Consider the following 18,648-nt stretch of genomic DNA (forward strand, 5'->3'; position numbering starts at 1 on the left):
ATCCGCCTATCAAAAAACAAGGAAAAATTTATCATGAACTATGAAATCATCGTCGTTGGCGGCGGACATGCTGGCATTGAGGCAAGTCTTGCGGCTGCTAGAATGGGCAAACAAACTTTACTGATCACGATATTAGCCGAGCAAATAGGCGCTGCAAGCTGTAACCCAGCCATCGGAGGCCTTGCAAAGGGGCATCTTGTAAAAGAGATCGACGCGCTTGGCGGTCAAATGGGGCTTACAACTGATGCAGTTGGTATCCAGTTTCGCGTGCTAAATGAGAGTAAAGGCCCAGCAGTACGTGGTAGCCGCGCTCAGATTGATATGGATAGATACCGCGTTTATATGAGAAATTTGCTTTTAAACACGCCAAATTTAGAAATTTCTCAAGAGATCGCTACTGAAATTTTAAGCGAAAATGGCGAGATAACAGGCGTTAAAACCCACCTAAATAACACATATAACGCAAAAAAAGTGATAATTACAACTGGCACATTTTTAAACGGGCTTATCCACGTTGGATTTAACAAACTTGAGGCTGGCCGTGTGGGTGAGCTAAGCGCAAAGGATCTAAGCTCTAGTCTAAGGGAGCTTGGGCTAAATTTAGGCAGGCTAAAGACTGGAACATGCCCAAGGATCGACGCAAAAACGATAAATTTTGAAATTTTAGAAATGCAAGATGGCGATCAAGACCCAACGCCTTTTAGCTTTAGAACTAAAAATTTCTCTCCAACGCAGCTGCCATGCTACATCGCCTATACAAACGAAACCACGCACGAGATAATCCGCTCAAATTTCGACAAAGCGCCGCTTTTTACAGGTCAGATCGAAGGGATCGGACCAAGATATTGCCCAAGTATCGAGGATAAGATAAACCGCTTTGGCGACCGCGACAGACACCACCTTTTCATCGAGCCTCAGACCCTTGAAGCGACAGAGTACTACATAAACGGCTTTTCAACGAGCCTGCCTTATGAGGTGCAAGTGCAGATGCTCCGCTCTGTAAAGGGTTTTGAAAACGCTAAAATCGTAAGGCACGGATATGCTATCGAGTACGACTACGTCGAGCCAACACAGCTAAAACATAGCTTGGAGACTAAAAAGGTAAAAGGGCTATACTTGGCTGGGCAGATAAACGGCACGACAGGATACGAGGAGGCCGGCGCTCAGGGGCTAATGGCTGGTATAAACGCAGCGCTTTCGCTGGATAACAAAGAACCGCTTATCTTGCGCCGTGATGAGGCTTATATCGGCGTTTTGATAGATGACCTTGTCACAAAAGGGACAAAAGAGCCATATAGGATGTTTACGAGTAGGGCGGAGTACCGCTTGCTTTTGCGTGAGGAAAATGCCATTTTAAGGCTTGGCGGATATGGCCATGAGCTTGGGCTTCTTGATGACGAGACTTTTAATGAGATCGAAAATATAAGAAGAAATTTAAAAGAGGGGCTGGAGTTTTTAAACGAGACTCAGATCACGCCAAGCAAGGCAAATTTAGAGCTTTTAGCAAGTCTTGATGAAGAGCCGATCAGCCAAAACGTGAGCCTTCAAAAGATCGTCGCACGCAAGAGTTTTACGGCTGAGAAACTAAGAAAGCTTGATGAGAGATTTGTAAATTTAGACGATGCGAGTATGGATCAAATTTTAACCGAGTGCAAATATCAGCACTACATCGGCGAGCAAAAAAATCAGATCGAAAAAATGAAAGATATGATGGATGTAAAAATCCCTGAAAATTTTGACTTTAGAAGCATAAGCGGACTTAGTAACGAAGTGGTAGAAAAGCTTGAGAAATTTGCCCCGCCAACGCTCTTTGCGGCGAGTGAAATTTCGGGTATCACGCCAGCAGCGATTGACATTTTGCATATCTACATAAAGATGAGCGAGAAAAAGGCTTAAATTTAAGCCTTTTATGGTTTTAAAATTTAACTGGCGTTTAAAATTTAAAACAAAGTTGCTCATTTTTAATAGTTGCTATTTATAATTTTTTAAGTTTAATAAATTTTATTATTAAAATTTTCTATTTTACAAGCTCTAAAATAGAAAAATTTTTTATAATAACGTTTTGTCATTTAAGTCAAATTTCTCTTTTATAAAAAACTTAAAGTCATGATATACAGGCATTTTTAGATAAATTTAGTTCAAATTTTAGTGTAAAAAAAGCTTAAATTCACTTTATTTTTACAAACTATATTGTGAGATTATAGTTTTTTAATTTTTTGGGAGTATAATCGTTTAAATTTTATTTATAGAAAGGAAATTAATGTCAGTAAAGCAAGAAAGACGAAGCTTTATCGGCCTTGCGTTTGGTGCCGTGGCAGCTGTTGGTGGCGCGATGTCACTAGTTGCCATGAAAAAGACCTGGGATCCGCTCCCTAGCGTAAAAGCTGCTGGTTTTACAACTGTCGATCTAAGTCCGATCAAAGATGGCGAGATGAGACAGGTTGAGTGGCGTAAAAAACCTATTTTCATCCTCAAAAAAAGCCCAGATATGGCTAAAAACGACAAGAGAGATGTTGTCGTTGGAGATGCGAGATATGTAGTTCTTATCGGACTTTGCACGCACCTAGGATGTATCCCTGAGTATAAAGCGAGCAAGCAAATGTTTGTCTGTGCCTGTCATGGCGGCGAATTTAATGTTGATGGCGTGCAGACATACGGACCTCCACCAAGACCGCTTGATATCCCACCATTTAAGATAGATGGTACCAAGCTAGTTCTAGGCGAAACAAGCCCAGAATACGAAAAATTAGTAGCTAAAGCTTAGGAGGTTAGTGATGTCTTTATCTCATAAATCAACTGGCGTTATTGACTGGCTTGACCAACGCCTAGCTTTTACAAAGCTTATGAAGGTTCTAGTTAGCGAATACTGGATCCCAAAAAATATAAATTTCCTTTGGGCGATGGGTGTTATCCTAACGACACTTTTCTTGCTTTTGATCATCACTGGCTATTTGCTTATGATGTATTACAAACCAGACATACATTTAGCCTTTGACAGCGTAAATTACACTATTATGCAAGAGGTCGAGTATGGCTGGCTTTGGCGTCATATCCACGCAGTTTCAGCTTCTACGATATTTCTTATCATGTATATCCACTTGCTTACTGGACTTTACTATGGCTCATATAAAAGAGGCAGAGAGGTCATCTGGATAAGCGGTATGGTGCTATTTATCTGCTTTTCAGCAGAGGCATTTAGCGGCTACATGCTCCCATGGGGTCAGATGAGCTACTGGGCAGCGACTGTTATCACTCAGCTCTTTGGTGGTGTGCCAGTTATAGGCGATGCTTTGGTTGAGTGGATCAGGGGCGATTACGCAGTTGGTGACTCAACGCTTACTAGATTTTTCATGCTTCACGTCTGCTTGCTACCACTTGTAACTATCGTTGTTTTGGTTATCCACTTCTACTCATTAAGGATTCCTCACGTAAATAACCTAACAAGCGAAGATATCGATTTTGATGTAGAGGCACAAGAGTACTTGCATGGTGACAGAGCAAAAGCTAAAGTCATACCATTTTGGCCAGGATTTTTGGCAAAAGACTTTATGTATGTATCATTTTTTATGATCTTTGTCATATATCTTGTTTGCTATCACTTCAACTTTGCGATGGATCCTATCAACTTTGAGCCAGCAAATCCATTAAAAACTCCACCACACATCTATCCAGAGTGGTACTTCTTGTGGCAATATGAAATTTTACGTGGCTTCTTCTTTGATATAGCTGGAATTTCAGCTTATAATATCGGTCTTATCGCATTTGCATTCGCAGGTGTTGCGTTTATGCTTATACCACTTTTTGATAGAAGCGACCTTGTAGCTCCAGCTCACAAAAGACCACTATTTTTTGTATGGTTTTGGGTGCTGGTTGCTGACCTTATCGTCTTATCTATATATGGCAAGCTCCCAACAGGCGGCATCAACGACTGGATAGGATTTTACGCATCACTACTATTTTTAGTGCTATTTATAATCGCACTTCCAGTTATCACAATACTTGAAAGAAAAAGGGGCTAATCATGAAAGAGCTTAAAATTTTTGCCATCGTTGTTATCCTTTCAGGTATTTTATACTGGGGTATCGAGCCTTACGCTCATACAAAGCTTCATCCGCACACTGCAAATGCCGAGTATAACTTCTCAAAAGAAGATACTGACTATGCAAAACACTTTTTAGAGCAGAAAAAAGAGGCGCTTGAGGCTGCAAAAGCTAGCGGCAACAAGGCTAGCATCGATGCAGCTACAAAAGATGTTGAGACGGCACAAAAAATTCTTGATGACTATACAGCTTTTTGGGCTGATATAAATTCGATCGACCTTGCAAAAGGTGACGCAACAAAAGGTGCTGAGACATTTGGTGCAGCTGGATGTACAGGATGTCACGGCATCGAAGCAGCTGGTATGCCAGCTAGTATGGACGCTGAGACAGCTAGCCAAAGCTTTGGCGTAGTGCCACCAGATCTTAGCACAGCTGGTAAAATTTATGACGAGAGATTTTTGGCTGCACTCATCAAAAATCCAACTATGGCTGTAAAACTATCTCATAAATTTAATGACGAGCATCCTTATCCGATGACTGCATTTATGGGTGCTGGCGGCGATATAAATGCTGAGATCGCTGACATAGTTGCTTATCTTAAAAAGGTATCAGCTGAGGCGGATGCAAAGAGCAAGATCACTGAAGAAAAGGTATTTGCTGACGCATGTCAAAGATGCCACGATATGAAGTATGATAAAAAATATACTCTTAGCAACAAAGTAAGCCTTGCAGCATATATGGGCTCAAACCCACCAGATCTATCTATGATGATCCGCTCAAAAGGTGCTGACTACTTGCATAAATTTATAAACGATACTCAAAAGATGCTTCCTGGCACTGCGATGCCTAGAGTAGGCTTAAATAAAGCCGCTGAAGACGACATAGTATCTTACATAGAAAAAGTAGGCGACAGCAAAAAAGCTGAGCGCGAGAGCACTGGCATTTACGTGATGATATACTTCTTCATCTTGGGAATTTTTGCTTGGCTTTGGAAACGCAAAGTCTGGAGCGAACTCCACTAAAATTTAAGAGCCTTCTTGGCTCTTAAATTCTCTCTAGTAAATTTACATATATAAATAGGTATTTTTTAAAATTATTCTTTTATAAATTTAATCAAACTATTTTTGCAAATTCTAAAATCTCATTCACTCGCAAGAATTGGCTACTAAAATTCGGCTTCGCTTATCGCTTAGTTCAAATTTTAGAGCCAAAATCACTCGTTCATGAAATTTTAAAATTTGCTTGACACTTATATGATTTGATAAAGCAAATTTACAAATTTTAAAACTTTACTTGCTCGCCTTAGCAACTTACTAAATTTAGGGCTCATAGCTATTCGCCGCTAAATTTAGAAGCATGATATGCTCGTTCATAAATTTTAAAATTTGATAGAAATTTCTTAGAAGCAAACCGCATGCAGTGCTTTAGCACATTTGCATGCACTTTGAACGTGCGAGGGGTTTAGGGGATTTAAAAAGGGGGATAAGGGGACGGCCTCGTAACTCGAGTCCCTTTGTCCCCCTTTTGGATAAAAACGAAACATTAAATTTCTAAAAATCTTTTTGTAAATTTTAAAATTCCATTCACTCACAAGAATTGACTACTGATTTAGGTCTCGCAAAGCTTGCCACTAAAATCAGAGCCGAAATTACTCGTTCATGAAATTTTAAAATTTACTTGTTGCTTACCTGATTTAGCAAAACAAATTTGCAAATTTTAAAATCTTGCTCATTCGTCTTAGCAGACTACTAAATTTAGGCTGCACTTCGTTTAGCACTAAATTTAGAGCCGTGATATGCTCGCTTGTAAATTTTAAAATTTGCCTTTATTGATTGACTAGCTTAAATTTAGAGGTTAAAAGTATTTGAGAAATTTGCTGGAATTTTGTGTATGTGATATGCCGATGCTATCACGCCCAGTGTGCAAGAAAAGATGTGCTTAATAAAAGATGCGTCAAACGCAAGAATATTAACAGCCACTAAGCGAGTAAATTTACATTTTTAGCAAATTTACTCAACAAAACCACATAAATTTACGCAAAACAGCCAAATTTAACTCGCCGTAAAATCACACCAAACAGCTAGATTTCTTTGGCGATCTTGCTCATTTTGTTTATCAGCTCTTCACGCTCGCTTGATTTTAGGTTGCCGTATTGAAGCTTTGTCATCATCTGCATGAAGTCAAACTGCTTAAACATCTGCGCGTCGCTCTTTAGCTCTTTTTCAAGCTTTTCGTAGATCTTCTCTGTCTCTTTGTTTGCTTTTTCTAAATTTTGCAAAAAGCTTCCAGTAGCGCTTGCATCAAGGTCGTTTTTTGCAGCCTTGTCGATAGCATTTTTTAAATTTGATAAATTTTCAGAAATTTTCATCTGCACTTCCTTTTGGATTTTAAAATTTAGAGCAAATTTTATTCCTAAATTTCATCCCACCACTTTTTTCTAGGCGGATTTTGCACGCTGAAAACCTCTCCGATCATTGGCGTTGCGTAGTTTAGCTCAAGTTTTGTAGCCGCCTTTTCAAAACGCTTGATCGGCTCATCCCAAGCGTGATAAGAAAGATCAAATTTACCCCAATGCACCGGCACACCAAGCTTAGCTTCAAGATCTTTTAGCGCTTGCACTGACTCCTCTGGCTTCATGTGCACGTAGGGCCAGCCATCGCTGTAAGCGCCATTTTCTATGAAAACTAGATCAAATCCGCCAAATTTCTCATTTATCATCTTAAAATGCTCGCCATATCCGCCATCACCACTAAAGTAAAAGCTAAAGCCAGCCTCCTCTACCGCCCAGCCGCCCCAAAGTGTGGTATTTCTTTTAAATGTGCGCCCGCTAAAGTGCCTTGAAGGGCAAAAAGTGAAGTTTAAATTTCCTATCTTTTGCTCGTTAAACCAGTTAAACTCGTAAATTTTGCCTTCATCTACGCCCCATTTTACGAGGTGAGCCTTGACGCCAAGCGGTACTAGAAATTTAGCTATCCTACCCTTTAGCTCAAGGATCGTTTTATGGTCAAGATGGTCGTAGTGGTCGTGCGAGATGAGGGCGACGTCGATCACCTCTGGGTAGTTGCTAGCGGTGATGGTGTGCTCGTAGGCAAAGGGCTTGCCGCCAAGTGGAAGAGGGAATGCTCGGTGCAAAACTGGGTCTGTGATGATGATTTTGCCATCAAGCTTGCAAATTAGGCTAACGTGTCCAAGCCAGATAAACTCGCCATTTTTGAGGGCGTTTGCGTCAAATTTTAAATTTGGCAAAGGCTTAGTTGGTAGCTTGCCCTTTGGTGGAAAGAGTGCTTGAGGGACGTAATTTAACATAGACGCTTGCGGATTTTTCTTTACCATATCGATTGTCGGCTCTAAATTTATAAAAACTTTGCCATTAAAATTTGGTGAAGCCTCTATGAGCTTTTGGCTCTTGGCGTCTGGTGTGCCACCAAAAACAGGGGCAAATTTCATAAAAGCAAAAACTGAAGCGATAAACAAAACTATGACTATAAAAATTTCCATCAATGACCTTTTTAAATTTAAAAGTTGGATTATATTTTAGATTTTTAAATTTCAGTTTCATTTAATTAACCCAAGCTTAAAAAACTAATTTTTAAATTTAAACTTAATTAAGATAATTTTACTCTTTTTACTAATTATCTGTTATGAAATATTAATCTTTTTTGATTAATCACACGATAATAACGCCGTTTAATAGCATATCTTAAACTAATATAAAATAAAAATTTAATTTCAAAAATACAAAATTTGTCAGATAGCTGACGGAATTTAATCGCCAGAAGTTATAGAATTGTTTCAAAAATTTCAGGAAGGAGCGTTTGAGATGTTAAATAAAAATTTAACTATCTCTATTCATGTGATTAACAATCACTCTATTAGTGAGCAGGGCGGTCTTGCCTTGTTTTTTAGGAGGAATTTATGAAAAAACATAAATTTGTGATTGCCGATTCTAAACGCTGCATAGGATGTGCGACCTGTATGGCTGCATGTTTTAAAAGTGCTTATGAACGCGGCAAACTATCACGTGCAAGGCTAAGCGTCTTAAGAGAAGCTAGCGGTGTTATGCCGACTCAGTGCAGACAATGCGACGATGGCCCTTGCGCAAATGTATGCCCAACTGGAGCATTGCGATTTAATGATAATTGCATCGAGCTTCACGAGGAAATTTGTATAGGTTGCAAGATGTGCACGATCGCTTGCCCTTATGGTGCGATAAGCTCAAGTGCAGAGCTTATGCCTTCAGTAAATTACGCTGTCGAGCCAAAATACTATCTTGAAGTAGAGTCACAATCAGGCGCAAAAAACATCGCGGTAAAATGTGATATGTGCTTTGGCCGTGAAAATGGACCAGCTTGCGTTGATGTATGCCCAACAAGTGCTCTTATAATGGTAGATCCAGAAGAGGGCAAACATAAGCTTGGCAAGAGGATAGACTATGATGCAGCGAATAAATTTGCTACTAAAATTTTAAACGGACAAGGAGCATAAGATGACTACGGTTTATATGCTATTTCTTGTAAGTGCCGTCGTTAGTATCTTGCTCTACTGCGCTCCAAAAGCCGCTGTTAAAGTTGGTTTTGGACTAAGTGCTATAAGCTGCTTTTATGCGATGTGTCACTTCGTTGCAAATATGGGAGTAAGTGATAGCTTTGCTCTTATGGATGGCTTTTTGTATTCGCCAAAATTTGCGCTAAATCCACTTGGAAATTTCTTCAGCTTTGTCGTTGTTTTCATCGGATTTGCAAGTAGTGTTTATGGTATGAGCTATGCAGAAGAGTACATAAAAAAAGCAAACGTTGGTGTGTTTGCATGTTTGTTTAACACATTCATCCTTTCAATGCTTCTAGTAATCAGTGCTGATAATGTATTTTGCTTTGTTGTTTTATGGGAGCTTATGACTCTTGTATCATCATTTCTTATCATCGTCAATGACGGTAAAAATACACTTAAAGCGGTTATGGTATATCTTGGTATCGCACAAATCGGTGCATTTTGTATAACCTGTGGATTGCTTATCACAGCTTACTATGCAGGAAGCTTTGAATTTAGCGCATTTATGGGTGTTAAGATGCCATTTGGCGCTTCTGCTGCTGTATTTATACTATTCTTAGTCGGCTTTGGTAGTAAAGCTGGTATGTGGCCATTCCACGTTTGGCTTCCACAAGCTCACCCAGCAGCACCATCAAACGTTTCAGCCCTTATGTCAGGCGTTATGATTAAAGTTGCTCTATTTACACTAGTTAAATTTACACTTTACCTACCACTTAGCACATACTTTGGTCTTACAATACTCGCTCTTGGTGCAGCTAGCTCACTATTTGGTGTTTTATACGCTCTTTGCCAACACGACTTCAAAGCTTTGCTTGCTTACCACTCAGTTGAGAACATAGGCATCATCTTGCTAGGTCTTGGTACTGGTATCTACGGCGTTGCAGCTGGAAATTTAACACTTGCAGCAGTAGGTTTTCTAGCAGGTTGCTACCACGTAGTTAACCACGCTATATTTAAAGGTCTGCTTTTCCTTTGCGCTGGTTCAGTCATCCACGCTACTCATACACAAAATATGGACATCCTTGGTGGTCTTGCTAAAAAGATGCCATGGACAAGCCTTGGTATGTTTATAGGTATCATGGGTATCGCAGCTTTACCTCCAGTAAATGGCTTTGTTTCAGAGTGGTTTACATATCAAGGTATGCTTCAAGGTGCTATGGGAGAAGGAACATTAGTTAGATATGCATTTACACTTGGTGTCGTAGCTCTTGCGCTAACAGGCGTTTTGGTTGGTATGCACCTTAAACTTTACGCTGTTATCTTTGCAGGTACTCCAAGAGATCAAAAAATTTGGGAAAATGCTAAAGAGAGTCCGATAGGTATGGTTCTTGGTATGATCATCCTAATGATAGGCTGCGTTGGCTTTGGTCTTGGCGCAAACTACATAGTTGATTACATCATGCAAGCTGTAAATTCTATCGCTATAAGCGACTATAAAGCTAGCCTTGGTGCTATAAATGTAACTTCACCTATGGGTAGCATGATCTCAACTCCACTTATCGCTTTAGTCCTATGTGCGACTATGATTTTGCCATTTATCATCCTTGCTGTTATGAAAGCAAATAGAGATAAACCACGCGAAACTGATCCTTGGGCTTGTGGCTTTAAATATAGCTCACGTATGCAAATGACAGGTGGTCCATTTACTGGCGACCTTAGAAAAATTATGCAATGGCTATTTAGAGCTGATAAAAAAGTAGTTACTAGAAATTATTTTGACGCGGTTGAGTATCACAACCATCCAAAAGATATTTGGTGGGGAATGTTTTATGAGCCAGTCATTAAATGGTGTGTGAAATTTGCTGATAAGCTAGGTATCGTTCAAAGTGGTTATACAAATGTATATGCACTTTATATCTTGCTATATCTTTGTGTCATACTTGCTGTGGGCTACTTTTTAGTTTAGGAGACGAAAATGCAAACTATACTTTTAATGATATTTCAAGTAGTCGTTATCGTTTTGGTAGCTCCTTTGTTTGATGGTATGGCAAGAAAACTTAGAGCTAAACTTCAATCAAAACAAGGTAGCGATTTCTTTCAAACATATCGCGACATTATAAAGCTTTTTAGAAGAGGAAGAACCGTCCCTGAGTGCTCTCACTGGGTATTTAGATGGGCTCCATTTTTCCTTTTTGCAACTTCAGCTGCAGTGCTAGCTGCTATACCTATCACTTATAGCAAAGACACTGTATTTGGAGCATATTCAGATATATTTGTTATCCTCTATCTTGGTGCGCTACTTAGATTTGTATTTGGTGCAGCTTCAATGGATAGCGGCAACCCATTTGCGGCAACAGGTGGCGGCAGGGAGCAAATGCTTGGTGTTTATGTCGAGCCAGTTATGATTATGTGTTTAATCGTAGTTATGCTTGCAGCTAAAACATCAAATTTAGTTGAGATCCAAGAGATGGTAAGAACTGGCGTTATCGGATATCAAATTCCAAGTTTTGCTGTTGCTTCTATCGCATTTTTGTGGTGTATGTATGTTGAGACTGGTAGAAAGCCATTTGACTTAGCTGAAGCAGAACAAGAGCTTCAAGAGGGTGTTCTTGGTGAGTATGCTGGTAGCGACCTTGGCTTAGTTCAAGCATCACTTATATTAAAACAGTTTGCTATGATCGGACTTTTCCTAAGCATATTTGAGCCATGGAATTTTAGCAATCCTTTCTTAGCTATTATCGTTTTTGTGATAAAAACTGGAGTATTTTACGTCGCAGCTGTATTTATAGACAACTTTGGACCACGCTTTAAAATGACTTCATCTTTACGCAAAAATGCTCTTGGTGCACTTGCTATTTCGTTTGTTGCACTAACACTTTATGTAGTAGGAGCGTGAGATGCAAACACTAGATATATTAGCCATTTGCATGATCGTAACTTCGCTTGCGGTTTTTGGCCTTAGAAGCTTGAAACTCTCAATCATCGCTTATGCGATAGAGACGCTACTTTTAGTTAGTATATTTTTCTTGCTATCTGAGAAATTTAACGCTGAGCAGCTAAAAACTTGGGCGATCGTTGCGTTTTTTACCAAAGTTCTTTTCGTGCCAGGAATTTTGTTCTGGCTTATCAAAAAACTTGGCGTAGTTAGCGAAGATGAGCCAGTCGGTGGATTTTTTGTAAGTCCTGTTATTGCTATGGGATTTTCTCTAGCTCTTTCAATGAGTATCCACCCTATATTTTTAAAATTCTCTCTTATCAAAGAAGAGATTATGTTAATCGCTGCTGGAACAGTCTTTATGATGGGAATTTTTGGCTTCATGCTAAGAAACTCATTTGTAAAACAAATTCTAGCTTACTGCTTGTTTGAAAATGGCATCCATCTAAGCCTTGCTCTAATGGCTTACAACTCACATGAGCTAGTTGAGCTTGGAATTTTAACAGATGCGATATTTGCTGTTATTATCATGAGCGTTCTAGCGATTAGATTTTATAAAGCTTATGATAGCTTAGATACTTCTAAAGCTTCAAATTTAAGGGGTTAGAGATGGATAGTTTAGCTTTAATACTTATCATACCGCTCCTTGGTGCTTTGATCTTGTTTTTAAGTCCTAAAAACTATGCAGTACTTAGCGGACTTCATGTCTTGTTTTCTGCTGCGACATCAGTGGCTTTACTTAACAATGTTCTTAAAGTTTTAAGTGGCGGAACTTTTTATAGTTTTGATAAATTTTTATTCTTAGATAGCTTAGGCTGTGTTTTCTTAGTGCTTATCGCCGTAACTGGATTTATAGTAAATTTCTACTCTATCCACTATATGAGATGGGAACTTGAAGATGGACACATCCACTTAAGTGATCTTAAAAAATACTACGCACTAAGCCATGTATTTATCTTTACAATGACTTTAAGCGTTATTTGCAACAACGTTGCGTTTATGTGGGCAGCTATCGAGGCTACTACACTAGCTTCTGTATTTTTGGTTGCTATTCACAAAGATCAAAAATCAACAGAGAGTGGCTACAAATACATCGTTCTTTGTTCAATCGGTCTAGCATTTGCTCTTTATGCAACCGTTCTTCTATATTCAGCTACATATAGCACACTAGGAGACGGCGAGGCTTCTATGCAGTTTTCAAGCATAATGGCTAACGCTAAAAATTTAAATCCAGATGCAGCAAAACTTATCTTTGTGTTTGCGCTAATTGGTTTTGGTACAAAAGCTGGTCTTGCTCCAACTCACACTTGGTTGCCAGACGTTCACGCTGAAGGTCCAGCGCCTATCTCAGCATTGCTATCAGGCGTACTTTTAAAATGTGCGATGCTTGCGCTTTTAAGATACTACGCTATCGCAGCTCAAGCAGTTGGATTTAGCTTTGTTGAAGGCATAATGATCGTATCAGGAACTATCACACTTTTTGTAGCGGGATTTTTCCTAATTAGACAACACAACGTAAAAAGAATGTTTGCATACCACTCAATCGTTCACATGGGTGTTATCGCATTTGCACTTGGTGTTGGCGGTAAATTTGGTCTATTTGCAGCGATATTCCACTGCTTAGCTCACAGCTTCACAAAAGCTTTGGCTTTCTGCTCAACAGGTAACATAGCAAGAATTTACGGCCACAAAGATATGAGTAAGATGGGCGGCATGGTTAAGATCGCACCTATTACAACTATTATGTTTGGTGCAGCTGTATGCTCACTAGTTGGTGTTCCAGCATTTGCTATATTTGTTAGCGAATATAACGTCTTTGTTGGAGCTATCACAAGTGGTCAATACATCGCAGTTGCGCTATTTGCTATTGCACTTGCAGTTATTTTCATAGCTGACTTTGCGCACTTTAACATGGCAAGCTTTGGCGAGCCAAAAGGTGTGGTTGTTCATAATAAAGAGATGAGTTTGTTTGAAAATTTACCTCTTATAGCACTCTGTGCCCTTATCATAATCTTTGGCGTATGGCACGTAGATAGCTTTTATACGCTAGTAAATAACGGTGTTAATATAATGATGGGAGCTTTAAAATGAGAGGCGATAAATTTGTTGAAATCCTAAAAACAAAGGTAAAAATTTTAGAAGTAACTCGTCAAGCAGACGATCAGATCACAGTTTTGGTTGATAGAAATGATCTTCCACTAGCTGTTAAAACACTTTATTATGATATCGGTGGCTTTATAAGCACTATGATACCAAACGACGAGCGCCAGATAAATGGCTGCTATGCGCTTTACTATGCTATCTCAATGGAAGGTAGCAAGATGACTGAGGCAGACGACTTTGCAGCTGAGGATAAGTGCTTTATCACAGTTAAAACACTTATCCCAGGAAGCGATCCGACATTTCCATCAGTTACTCCACTTGTACCAGCTTGTGTTTGGTATGAAAGAGAAGCTTATGATATGTTTGGTCTAGTAGCTGAGGGACTACCTGATAAAAGACGTCTAGTTTTAAGTGATGACTGGCCAGACGGACTTCACCCACTTAGAAAAGATGCTATGGACTACCGCTACCGCCCTGATCCGGTTGATCACAGAGATGAGCCTGATGCAGAGTTTTTGTTCCCAACAGGCGATGCAGTAGTTGATGTACCACTTGGACCACTACACGTTACATCTGATGAGCCAGGCCACTTTAGACTTTTCTGCGATGGCGATGAGATCATCGACGCTGATTATCGCTTGTTCTATCAACACCGCGGTATGGAGAAGCTAGCTGAAAACAGAATGAACTATGATCAAATGGGCTATCTTGCAGAGCGCGTTTGCGGAATTTGCGGTTATGCTCACGCTATTGCTTGTATCGAAGCAGCAGAAAAAGCTATAAAGCTTGAAATCCCACTAAGAGCTCAAGCTATACGCGTCATCTGTCTTGAGATCGAGCGTCTTCACAGCCACCTTTTAAATATCGGTCTAGCTTGTGAGGTTACTGGTAACTACAACGCTTTCATGCATATCTTTAGGGTTCGTGAGTACTCTATGGAGCTAGCTCAACTTGTAACTGGCGGACGTAAAACATACGGCAACGTCGTTATGGGTGGCTTAAGACGTGATATGACAAACCATGAGATCAAAAAAGGCTTAGAGATCATCAATAAACTTGACATTCAAATTTCAGAAATTTGGGATGCAGTTTTGGAAGATAAACGCCAAATCGGACGCTGGAAAGGTGTAGGTATACTAGACCGCCAAATAGCACGTGACTTTAGCCCAGTTGGTCCAAATATGAGAGGCTCTGGCTTTAAACGTGATAACCGCTACGATCACCCATACGACTTCTTCAAACAGATAGAATTTGAAGTAGCAGTTGAGCATGGTTGCGATGTTTTTGCTCGTGAGATGGTTAGATATAAAGAGCTAAAAAGCTCTATCCATATCATCCGCCAATGCTTTGAGATGATGCCTCAAACTCCGATCATGATCGATCCTGTGACTATGATCAAGCCAGAGAATTTCGCACTTGGTCACGATGAGGCACCACGTGGTGAGAATGTTCACTGGATCATGCAAGGTAGCGCTCAAAAAGTATATCGCTGGAGATGTAGGGCTGCGACATATAACAACTGGCCAAGCCTAAGGTATCAATTTAGAGGAAACAACATAAGTGACGCTGCGCTTATCGTTTGCTCACTTGACCCTTGCTACTCATGCACCGAGCGTGTTACTTTGGTTGATGTAAGGACTAAAAAAAGTAAAATTTTAACAGAAAAAGACCTTAAAAAATTCTGTCAAGATGGCGGGGTTAGTAAGAAGGATTTAAGATGATGAAGTTATTTGACATCACAGAAAAATATGGAAAGGCGACATACGCCTATCCATTTGAGCCATATATTGTGCCTGAGAATTTCCGCGGTCAGCCAGACTATACATACGATCTTTGTATAGGTTGTGCAGCTTGCGGTATCGCTTGCCCTAGTAACGCAATAGAGCTTAAGATGAACGATGAGCAAACAAGACTTGTTTGGCAGTTTGACTGTGGTCGTTGCATATTCTGCGGACGCTGCGATGAGGTTTGCCCAACTGGAGCTGTAAGACTTAGCGATAGCTTTGAGCTTGCGGTTAAATTTGACAAGAGCGCTCTTATACAAAGAGGCGAGCTTGAGATGCAAACTTGCAAATGCTGCGGCAAGCCATTTACGCCAAAAAGGCTTATAAATTTTACTCTTGAAAAGCTTGGCACAGCAAATTTACTCCCAGGCAGACTTGAAGAGGCAAAAGAGTACCTTTTTATCTGCCCAGAGTGCAAGAAAAACCAATCTGCTGAGAGGCTAACAAAAGGCGTTGAGGAGGCTATAAAATGAGTCTATATCAAGTCCCAGAGGACATAAAAACAGCAAATGACCTAACTGCAAAGCTAGAGCATTTAAAAAATATCAAAAGAAGTTTTAGCGTTTATAGGATCGACTGCGGAAGTTGCAACGGTTGCGAGATCGAAATTTTCGCTGCTATCACTCCGATGTGGGATCCAGAGCGCTTTGGCTTTAAGCTTGTAGCAAACCCAAGACACGCTGATATCTTGCTTTGCTCAGGACCAGTCACAAGACAGATGTATTACCCACTTCTTCGTGCTTACGAGGCAGCTCCAGATCCTAAGATCGTAGTTGCTTTTGGTGCTTGTGGTAGCACAGGCGGAATTTTCCACGATGCTTATAGTGTTTGGGGTGGTATAGATAAGATAATCCCAGTTGATGTCTATATCCCAGGATGCCCTCCACACCCAGCAAGTGTTATTTATGGTCTAGGTATGGCTCTTGGTATCATCGATCAAAAGCTTCAGAAAAAAAGCTATGAAAATGACAGCACTACACCTCCTCCAGTTAAGAAGTCGGTAATGGGCGATATCTTGTTTGAGCGTGACTTGCATGCTGAAAGTAAAAGGCTAATGAGCTATATCTTTGGTAGAACACTATTTGAAAAATATATGGACGCTATCAAAGCTTCAAGCGATATCCACAACCCAGAGCTTGCACGTGAAGCGGTTATAGCAGCTATCAAAAAAGAAGATGATCCTAGATATGCTGAGTGTATGGCACTTTTGCATAATGATGTCTATCTAAAATACGCAAAAGCTGGTAAAAATTTTGCGATTGATGTTGATAGTGAGGTTTGGAGTAAAAGATGATACAAGTTTATAAGCTTACAAAAAGGCATATGGACGACAACGAGAAGCTTCCACGCGAGCTAAAGGAGATAAAAATTTTCTCCACTTGCGTGGGACACGGCGTTGGTACGATTGATTTTAGCGAGAAGATCTTAGAGCTAAGCGATGAGGAATTTGACGAGATGATCAAAAACTCAGGCGAATATGTGAAATTTAAGATCGGAAATTTAAGCAAGTATTTTGAAGTTGAAATTTTTGCTGAGCATATTGCTAGACTCTTGCCACAGCTTTGTGAGTGTAAGCTTAAAGAAATTTTGGCAAATTTAAAAGAGGGATATATTGTGCTTAGGAAGGACTTTTGATGAAAAAGGCCATCCTTTGCATCGGTAATCCTATGCGTGGCGATGATGATGTTGGCAATGAAGTCGGCCGCATCGTAGAGCACGAGCTAAAAGAGTGGAAGGTCTTTTTTGGGCAAGATGTGCCTGAGAATGAATTTTCAGCTATTAGAGAATTTGCGCCTGACATTTTGATAGTAGTCGATGCGATGAGTGGTTTTGATGAGGATAAGATAGAGTTTTTTGACCTAAGTGACGATAGAGACTATATCTACTCAACCCACAACCTCCCAACGCCGGTGCTTTTAAGCTATTTGCGAAAAATTTGCCCAAAGACGCTTTTTCTTGGCATTAGTGTCTTGCTTGAAAATGTCCTTGACTTTGAAGAAGGCCTAAGCGAGCAGGCTAAAAAAAGTGCAAGAAAAGCCTTTTTAAGAATTGTAGAGATTGATAAAAATTTAGTTGGTTAAATTTAGCAAGTGCTAAATTAAATCTGGGGTTTGCTAAAGATAAATTTGATCATTTTGGATTTGAAATTTAGTGTAAAAACTAAGCTTTAAACATTAAATTTTAACGCTAAAAGTCTATCTTTGGCACTACTTCTTTGCTTTTATTTCTTATAGATCAAAGAAGGTTAAATAAAAAGGAGACGTGATGTTAAATCCGGCAGAAACCGCTCAAGCGGTCTCAAATTCAATGGAGCATAAAGCCCATACGCCACTTGTAAGCATTATATTTCTTGCTATCATGGCTGGTGCTGCTATTGCTATGGGTGATATCTTTTGGGCTCACTCAACAGTTGGTATGGCTGAAAAACAGTCTATCGGTCTTTCAAACTTCATCGGTGGTATCACATTTAGCTGCGGCCTCATGATGGTTGTATTTTATGGCGGTCACCTATTTACTAGCTCTGTTTTAAGCGGTGTTAGTGCGTATGATGGCAAATTGCCACTTGGCAAAACCATAAGCTACTGGGTAATTGTTTGGATATTTAACTTCGTTGGCGGCGCATTGATCGCTTATATGTACTACTACTCTGGTTTGCCACTAAAATACGACGGCTACATCTTGCAACACTTCGTACCAGCAGCTATTGGCAAGATCACAGCACCATTTCATGAGCTATTTCTTCGTGGTATCTTTTGTAACGTCTTTGTTTGTATGTCTATCTGGACTGCGACAAGCGAGAGCAACCTATCTGGTAAATTCTTTGCCATTATGTGGATGATTGGCGCATTCGTTGCTTGCTCAATGGAACACTGCGTTGCAAATATGTTCATCATCACCGAAGCTATCATTTCTAAAGCTCACTATATAGCAGCAAGTGGTGGCGATATCAACGCTGCAGCAGCTTTACTTCACACTACAGCTGATAAGCTAGATGTCATCAACTGGACAAATTTCTTAAGCAAAAACTTGCTTCCAGTTACACTTGGCAACATCTGCGGTGGTCTTTTCTTTGTTGGTCTTGTTGGCTTCATGGTTAATAAATTTGATATGAAGAAAAAAGCTTAATAAACTCCCTTTTAGTCTTTGCTTTTATGGCAAAGGCTAAATTTTAAATTTCTCTTTTTTACCTTAAAAGTTTCAAAAAAATCTCTTATTTTTTATCTAAAAAATGTCACACTCATCTTAAATTTATCGTTTTAACTCCCCCGTTATTTGAAAATTTGTGACATTTTGGAGT

General features: G+C 39.8%; 17 protein-coding genes. 15 read left to right on the plus strand and 2 right to left on the minus strand.

Going from position 1 to position 18,648, the window contains the following annotated elements; translation table 11 throughout:
* Window positions 1–33 precede the first annotated feature (33 nt).
* The 4 genes from mnmG (at window position 34) to MTT09_RS01685 (ending at window position 5,062) form a co-directional block, all read left to right on the plus strand.
* The gene (mnmG, locus tag MTT09_RS01670; RefSeq protein WP_429802180.1) at window positions 34–1,896 is read left to right on the plus strand and encodes a tRNA uridine-5-carboxymethylaminomethyl(34) synthesis enzyme MnmG; all 1,863 of its coding nucleotides are present in this window, start codon (window positions 34–36) and stop codon (window positions 1,894–1,896) included.
* A gap of 364 nt (window positions 1,897–2,260) precedes the next feature.
* Window positions 2,261–2,764, plus strand: coding sequence for a ubiquinol-cytochrome c reductase iron-sulfur subunit (petA, locus tag MTT09_RS01675; protein ID WP_002939267.1), 504 nt, complete (start codon window positions 2,261–2,263; stop codon window positions 2,762–2,764).
* Window positions 2,765–2,774: 10 nt separating this feature from the next.
* Entirely contained in the window at window positions 2,775–4,019 is a 1,245-nt protein-coding gene (locus MTT09_RS01680; RefSeq protein WP_429802183.1) for a cytochrome b, read from the plus strand.
* 2 nt (window positions 4,020–4,021) lie between these two features.
* Window positions 4,022–5,062: a c-type cytochrome gene (locus tag MTT09_RS01685; protein ID WP_429802185.1), complete on the plus strand. Its 1,041-nt coding sequence runs from the start codon at window positions 4,022–4,024 to the stop codon at window positions 5,060–5,062.
* A 1,058-nt stretch (window positions 5,063–6,120) separates the two neighbouring features.
* Here MTT09_RS01685 and MTT09_RS01690 read toward each other — a convergent pair.
* Window positions 6,121–6,408 (minus strand): hypothetical protein, encoded by a 288-nt coding sequence (locus tag MTT09_RS01690; RefSeq protein ID WP_087581727.1) that lies wholly within the window; start codon window positions 6,406–6,408, stop codon window positions 6,121–6,123.
* Between the two features lie 44 nt (window positions 6,409–6,452).
* Entirely contained in the window at window positions 6,453–7,538 is a 1,086-nt protein-coding gene (locus tag MTT09_RS01695) for an MBL fold metallo-hydrolase (protein ID WP_429802187.1), read from the minus strand.
* 417 nt (window positions 7,539–7,955) lie between these two features.
* On the opposite strand from MTT09_RS01695, the gene MTT09_RS01700 reads away from it, so the two are divergent.
* The 11 genes from MTT09_RS01700 to MTT09_RS01750 all read left to right on the plus strand — a co-directional run bounded on the left by MTT09_RS01700 (window position 7,956) and on the right by MTT09_RS01750 (window position 18,476).
* Window positions 7,956–8,525 (plus strand): 4Fe-4S dicluster domain-containing protein, encoded by a 570-nt coding sequence (locus MTT09_RS01700; RefSeq protein WP_009294859.1) that lies wholly within the window; start codon window positions 7,956–7,958, stop codon window positions 8,523–8,525.
* 1 nt (window position 8,526) lies between these two features.
* Window positions 8,527–10,494: a proton-conducting transporter membrane subunit gene (locus MTT09_RS01705; protein WP_009294858.1), complete on the plus strand. Its 1,968-nt coding sequence runs from the start codon at window positions 8,527–8,529 to the stop codon at window positions 10,492–10,494.
* 9 nt (window positions 10,495–10,503) lie between these two features.
* Window positions 10,504–11,424 carry a respiratory chain complex I subunit 1 family protein gene (locus MTT09_RS01710; protein WP_002939300.1) on the plus strand — a complete coding sequence of 307 codons (921 nt, stop codon included), beginning with the start codon at window positions 10,504–10,506 and terminating at the stop codon, window positions 11,422–11,424.
* A gap of 1 nt (window position 11,425) precedes the next feature.
* Window positions 11,426–12,070 (plus strand): hydrogenase 4 membrane subunit, encoded by a 645-nt coding sequence (gene hyfE / locus MTT09_RS01715; RefSeq protein ID WP_002939315.1) that lies wholly within the window; start codon window positions 11,426–11,428, stop codon window positions 12,068–12,070.
* 2 nt (window positions 12,071–12,072) lie between these two features.
* Window positions 12,073–13,554, plus strand: coding sequence for a hydrogenase 4 subunit F (locus MTT09_RS01720; protein ID WP_429802190.1), 1,482 nt, complete (start codon window positions 12,073–12,075; stop codon window positions 13,552–13,554).
* Complete coding sequence (locus MTT09_RS01725; RefSeq protein ID WP_009294856.1) at window positions 13,551–15,287, plus strand: NADH-quinone oxidoreductase subunit C; 1,737 nt, start codon at window positions 13,551–13,553, stop codon at window positions 15,285–15,287. The genes MTT09_RS01720 and MTT09_RS01725 overlap by 4 nt, the downstream gene beginning before the upstream one ends.
* Window positions 15,284–15,823 (plus strand): formate hydrogenlyase complex iron-sulfur subunit, encoded by a 540-nt coding sequence (locus tag MTT09_RS01730; RefSeq protein WP_002939210.1) that lies wholly within the window; start codon window positions 15,284–15,286, stop codon window positions 15,821–15,823. The genes MTT09_RS01725 and MTT09_RS01730 overlap by 4 nt, the downstream gene beginning before the upstream one ends.
* The gene (locus MTT09_RS01735) at window positions 15,820–16,644 is read left to right on the plus strand and encodes an NADH-quinone oxidoreductase subunit B family protein (protein WP_429802192.1); all 825 of its coding nucleotides are present in this window, start codon (window positions 15,820–15,822) and stop codon (window positions 16,642–16,644) included. The genes MTT09_RS01730 and MTT09_RS01735 overlap by 4 nt, the downstream gene beginning before the upstream one ends.
* Entirely contained in the window at window positions 16,641–16,985 is a 345-nt protein-coding gene (locus MTT09_RS01740; RefSeq protein ID WP_002939326.1) for a formate hydrogenlyase maturation HycH family protein, read from the plus strand. The genes MTT09_RS01735 and MTT09_RS01740 overlap by 4 nt, the downstream gene beginning before the upstream one ends.
* Window positions 16,985–17,431: a hydrogenase 3 maturation endopeptidase HyCI gene (locus tag MTT09_RS01745; protein WP_103647389.1), complete on the plus strand. Its 447-nt coding sequence runs from the start codon at window positions 16,985–16,987 to the stop codon at window positions 17,429–17,431. Before MTT09_RS01740 ends, MTT09_RS01745 begins: the two co-directional genes overlap by 1 nt.
* A 184-nt stretch (window positions 17,432–17,615) precedes the next feature.
* Entirely contained in the window at window positions 17,616–18,476 is an 861-nt protein-coding gene (locus MTT09_RS01750) for a formate/nitrite transporter family protein (protein WP_429802194.1), read from the plus strand.
* Window positions 18,477–18,648 lie beyond the last annotated feature (172 nt).

This window comes from Campylobacter concisus (genome assembly GCF_050447505.1).
GTDB lineage: Bacteria > Campylobacterota > Campylobacteria > Campylobacterales > Campylobacteraceae > Campylobacter_A > Campylobacter_A concisus_BP.

What these genes read in the sequence shown, in the direction of transcription:
- MTT09_RS01680 (WP_429802183.1), top strand. Translation starts at nt 2,775, where the DNA reads ATGTCTTTATCTCATAAATCAACTGGCGTTATTGACTGGCTTGACCAA.
- MTT09_RS01740 (WP_002939326.1), top strand. Translation starts at nt 16,641, where the DNA reads ATGATACAAGTTTATAAGCTTACAAAAAGGCATATGGACGACAACGAG.
- MTT09_RS01685 (WP_429802185.1), top strand. Translation starts at nt 4,022, where the DNA reads ATGAAAGAGCTTAAAATTTTTGCCATCGTTGTTATCCTTTCAGGTATT.
- MTT09_RS01710 (WP_002939300.1), top strand. Translation starts at nt 10,504, where the DNA reads ATGCAAACTATACTTTTAATGATATTTCAAGTAGTCGTTATCGTTTTG.
- MTT09_RS01705 (WP_009294858.1), top strand. Translation starts at nt 8,527, where the DNA reads ATGACTACGGTTTATATGCTATTTCTTGTAAGTGCCGTCGTTAGTATC.
- MTT09_RS01735 (WP_429802192.1), top strand. Translation starts at nt 15,820, where the DNA reads ATGAGTCTATATCAAGTCCCAGAGGACATAAAAACAGCAAATGACCTA.
- petA (WP_002939267.1), top strand. Translation starts at nt 2,261, where the DNA reads ATGTCAGTAAAGCAAGAAAGACGAAGCTTTATCGGCCTTGCGTTTGGT.
- MTT09_RS01700 (WP_009294859.1), top strand. Translation starts at nt 7,956, where the DNA reads ATGAAAAAACATAAATTTGTGATTGCCGATTCTAAACGCTGCATAGGA.
- hyfE (WP_002939315.1), top strand. Translation starts at nt 11,426, where the DNA reads ATGCAAACACTAGATATATTAGCCATTTGCATGATCGTAACTTCGCTT.
- MTT09_RS01745 (WP_103647389.1), top strand. Translation starts at nt 16,985, where the DNA reads ATGAAAAAGGCCATCCTTTGCATCGGTAATCCTATGCGTGGCGATGAT.
- MTT09_RS01720 (WP_429802190.1), top strand. Translation starts at nt 12,073, where the DNA reads ATGGATAGTTTAGCTTTAATACTTATCATACCGCTCCTTGGTGCTTTG.
- MTT09_RS01750 (WP_429802194.1), top strand. Translation starts at nt 17,616, where the DNA reads ATGTTAAATCCGGCAGAAACCGCTCAAGCGGTCTCAAATTCAATGGAG.
- MTT09_RS01690 (WP_087581727.1), bottom strand. Translation starts at nt 6,408, where the DNA reads ATGAAAATTTCTGAAAATTTATCAAATTTAAAAAATGCTATCGACAAG.
- MTT09_RS01730 (WP_002939210.1), top strand. Translation starts at nt 15,284, where the DNA reads ATGATGAAGTTATTTGACATCACAGAAAAATATGGAAAGGCGACATAC.
- mnmG (WP_429802180.1), top strand. Translation starts at nt 34, where the DNA reads ATGAACTATGAAATCATCGTCGTTGGCGGCGGACATGCTGGCATTGAG.
- MTT09_RS01725 (WP_009294856.1), top strand. Translation starts at nt 13,551, where the DNA reads ATGAGAGGCGATAAATTTGTTGAAATCCTAAAAACAAAGGTAAAAATT.
- MTT09_RS01695 (WP_429802187.1), bottom strand. Translation starts at nt 7,538, where the DNA reads ATGGAAATTTTTATAGTCATAGTTTTGTTTATCGCTTCAGTTTTTGCT.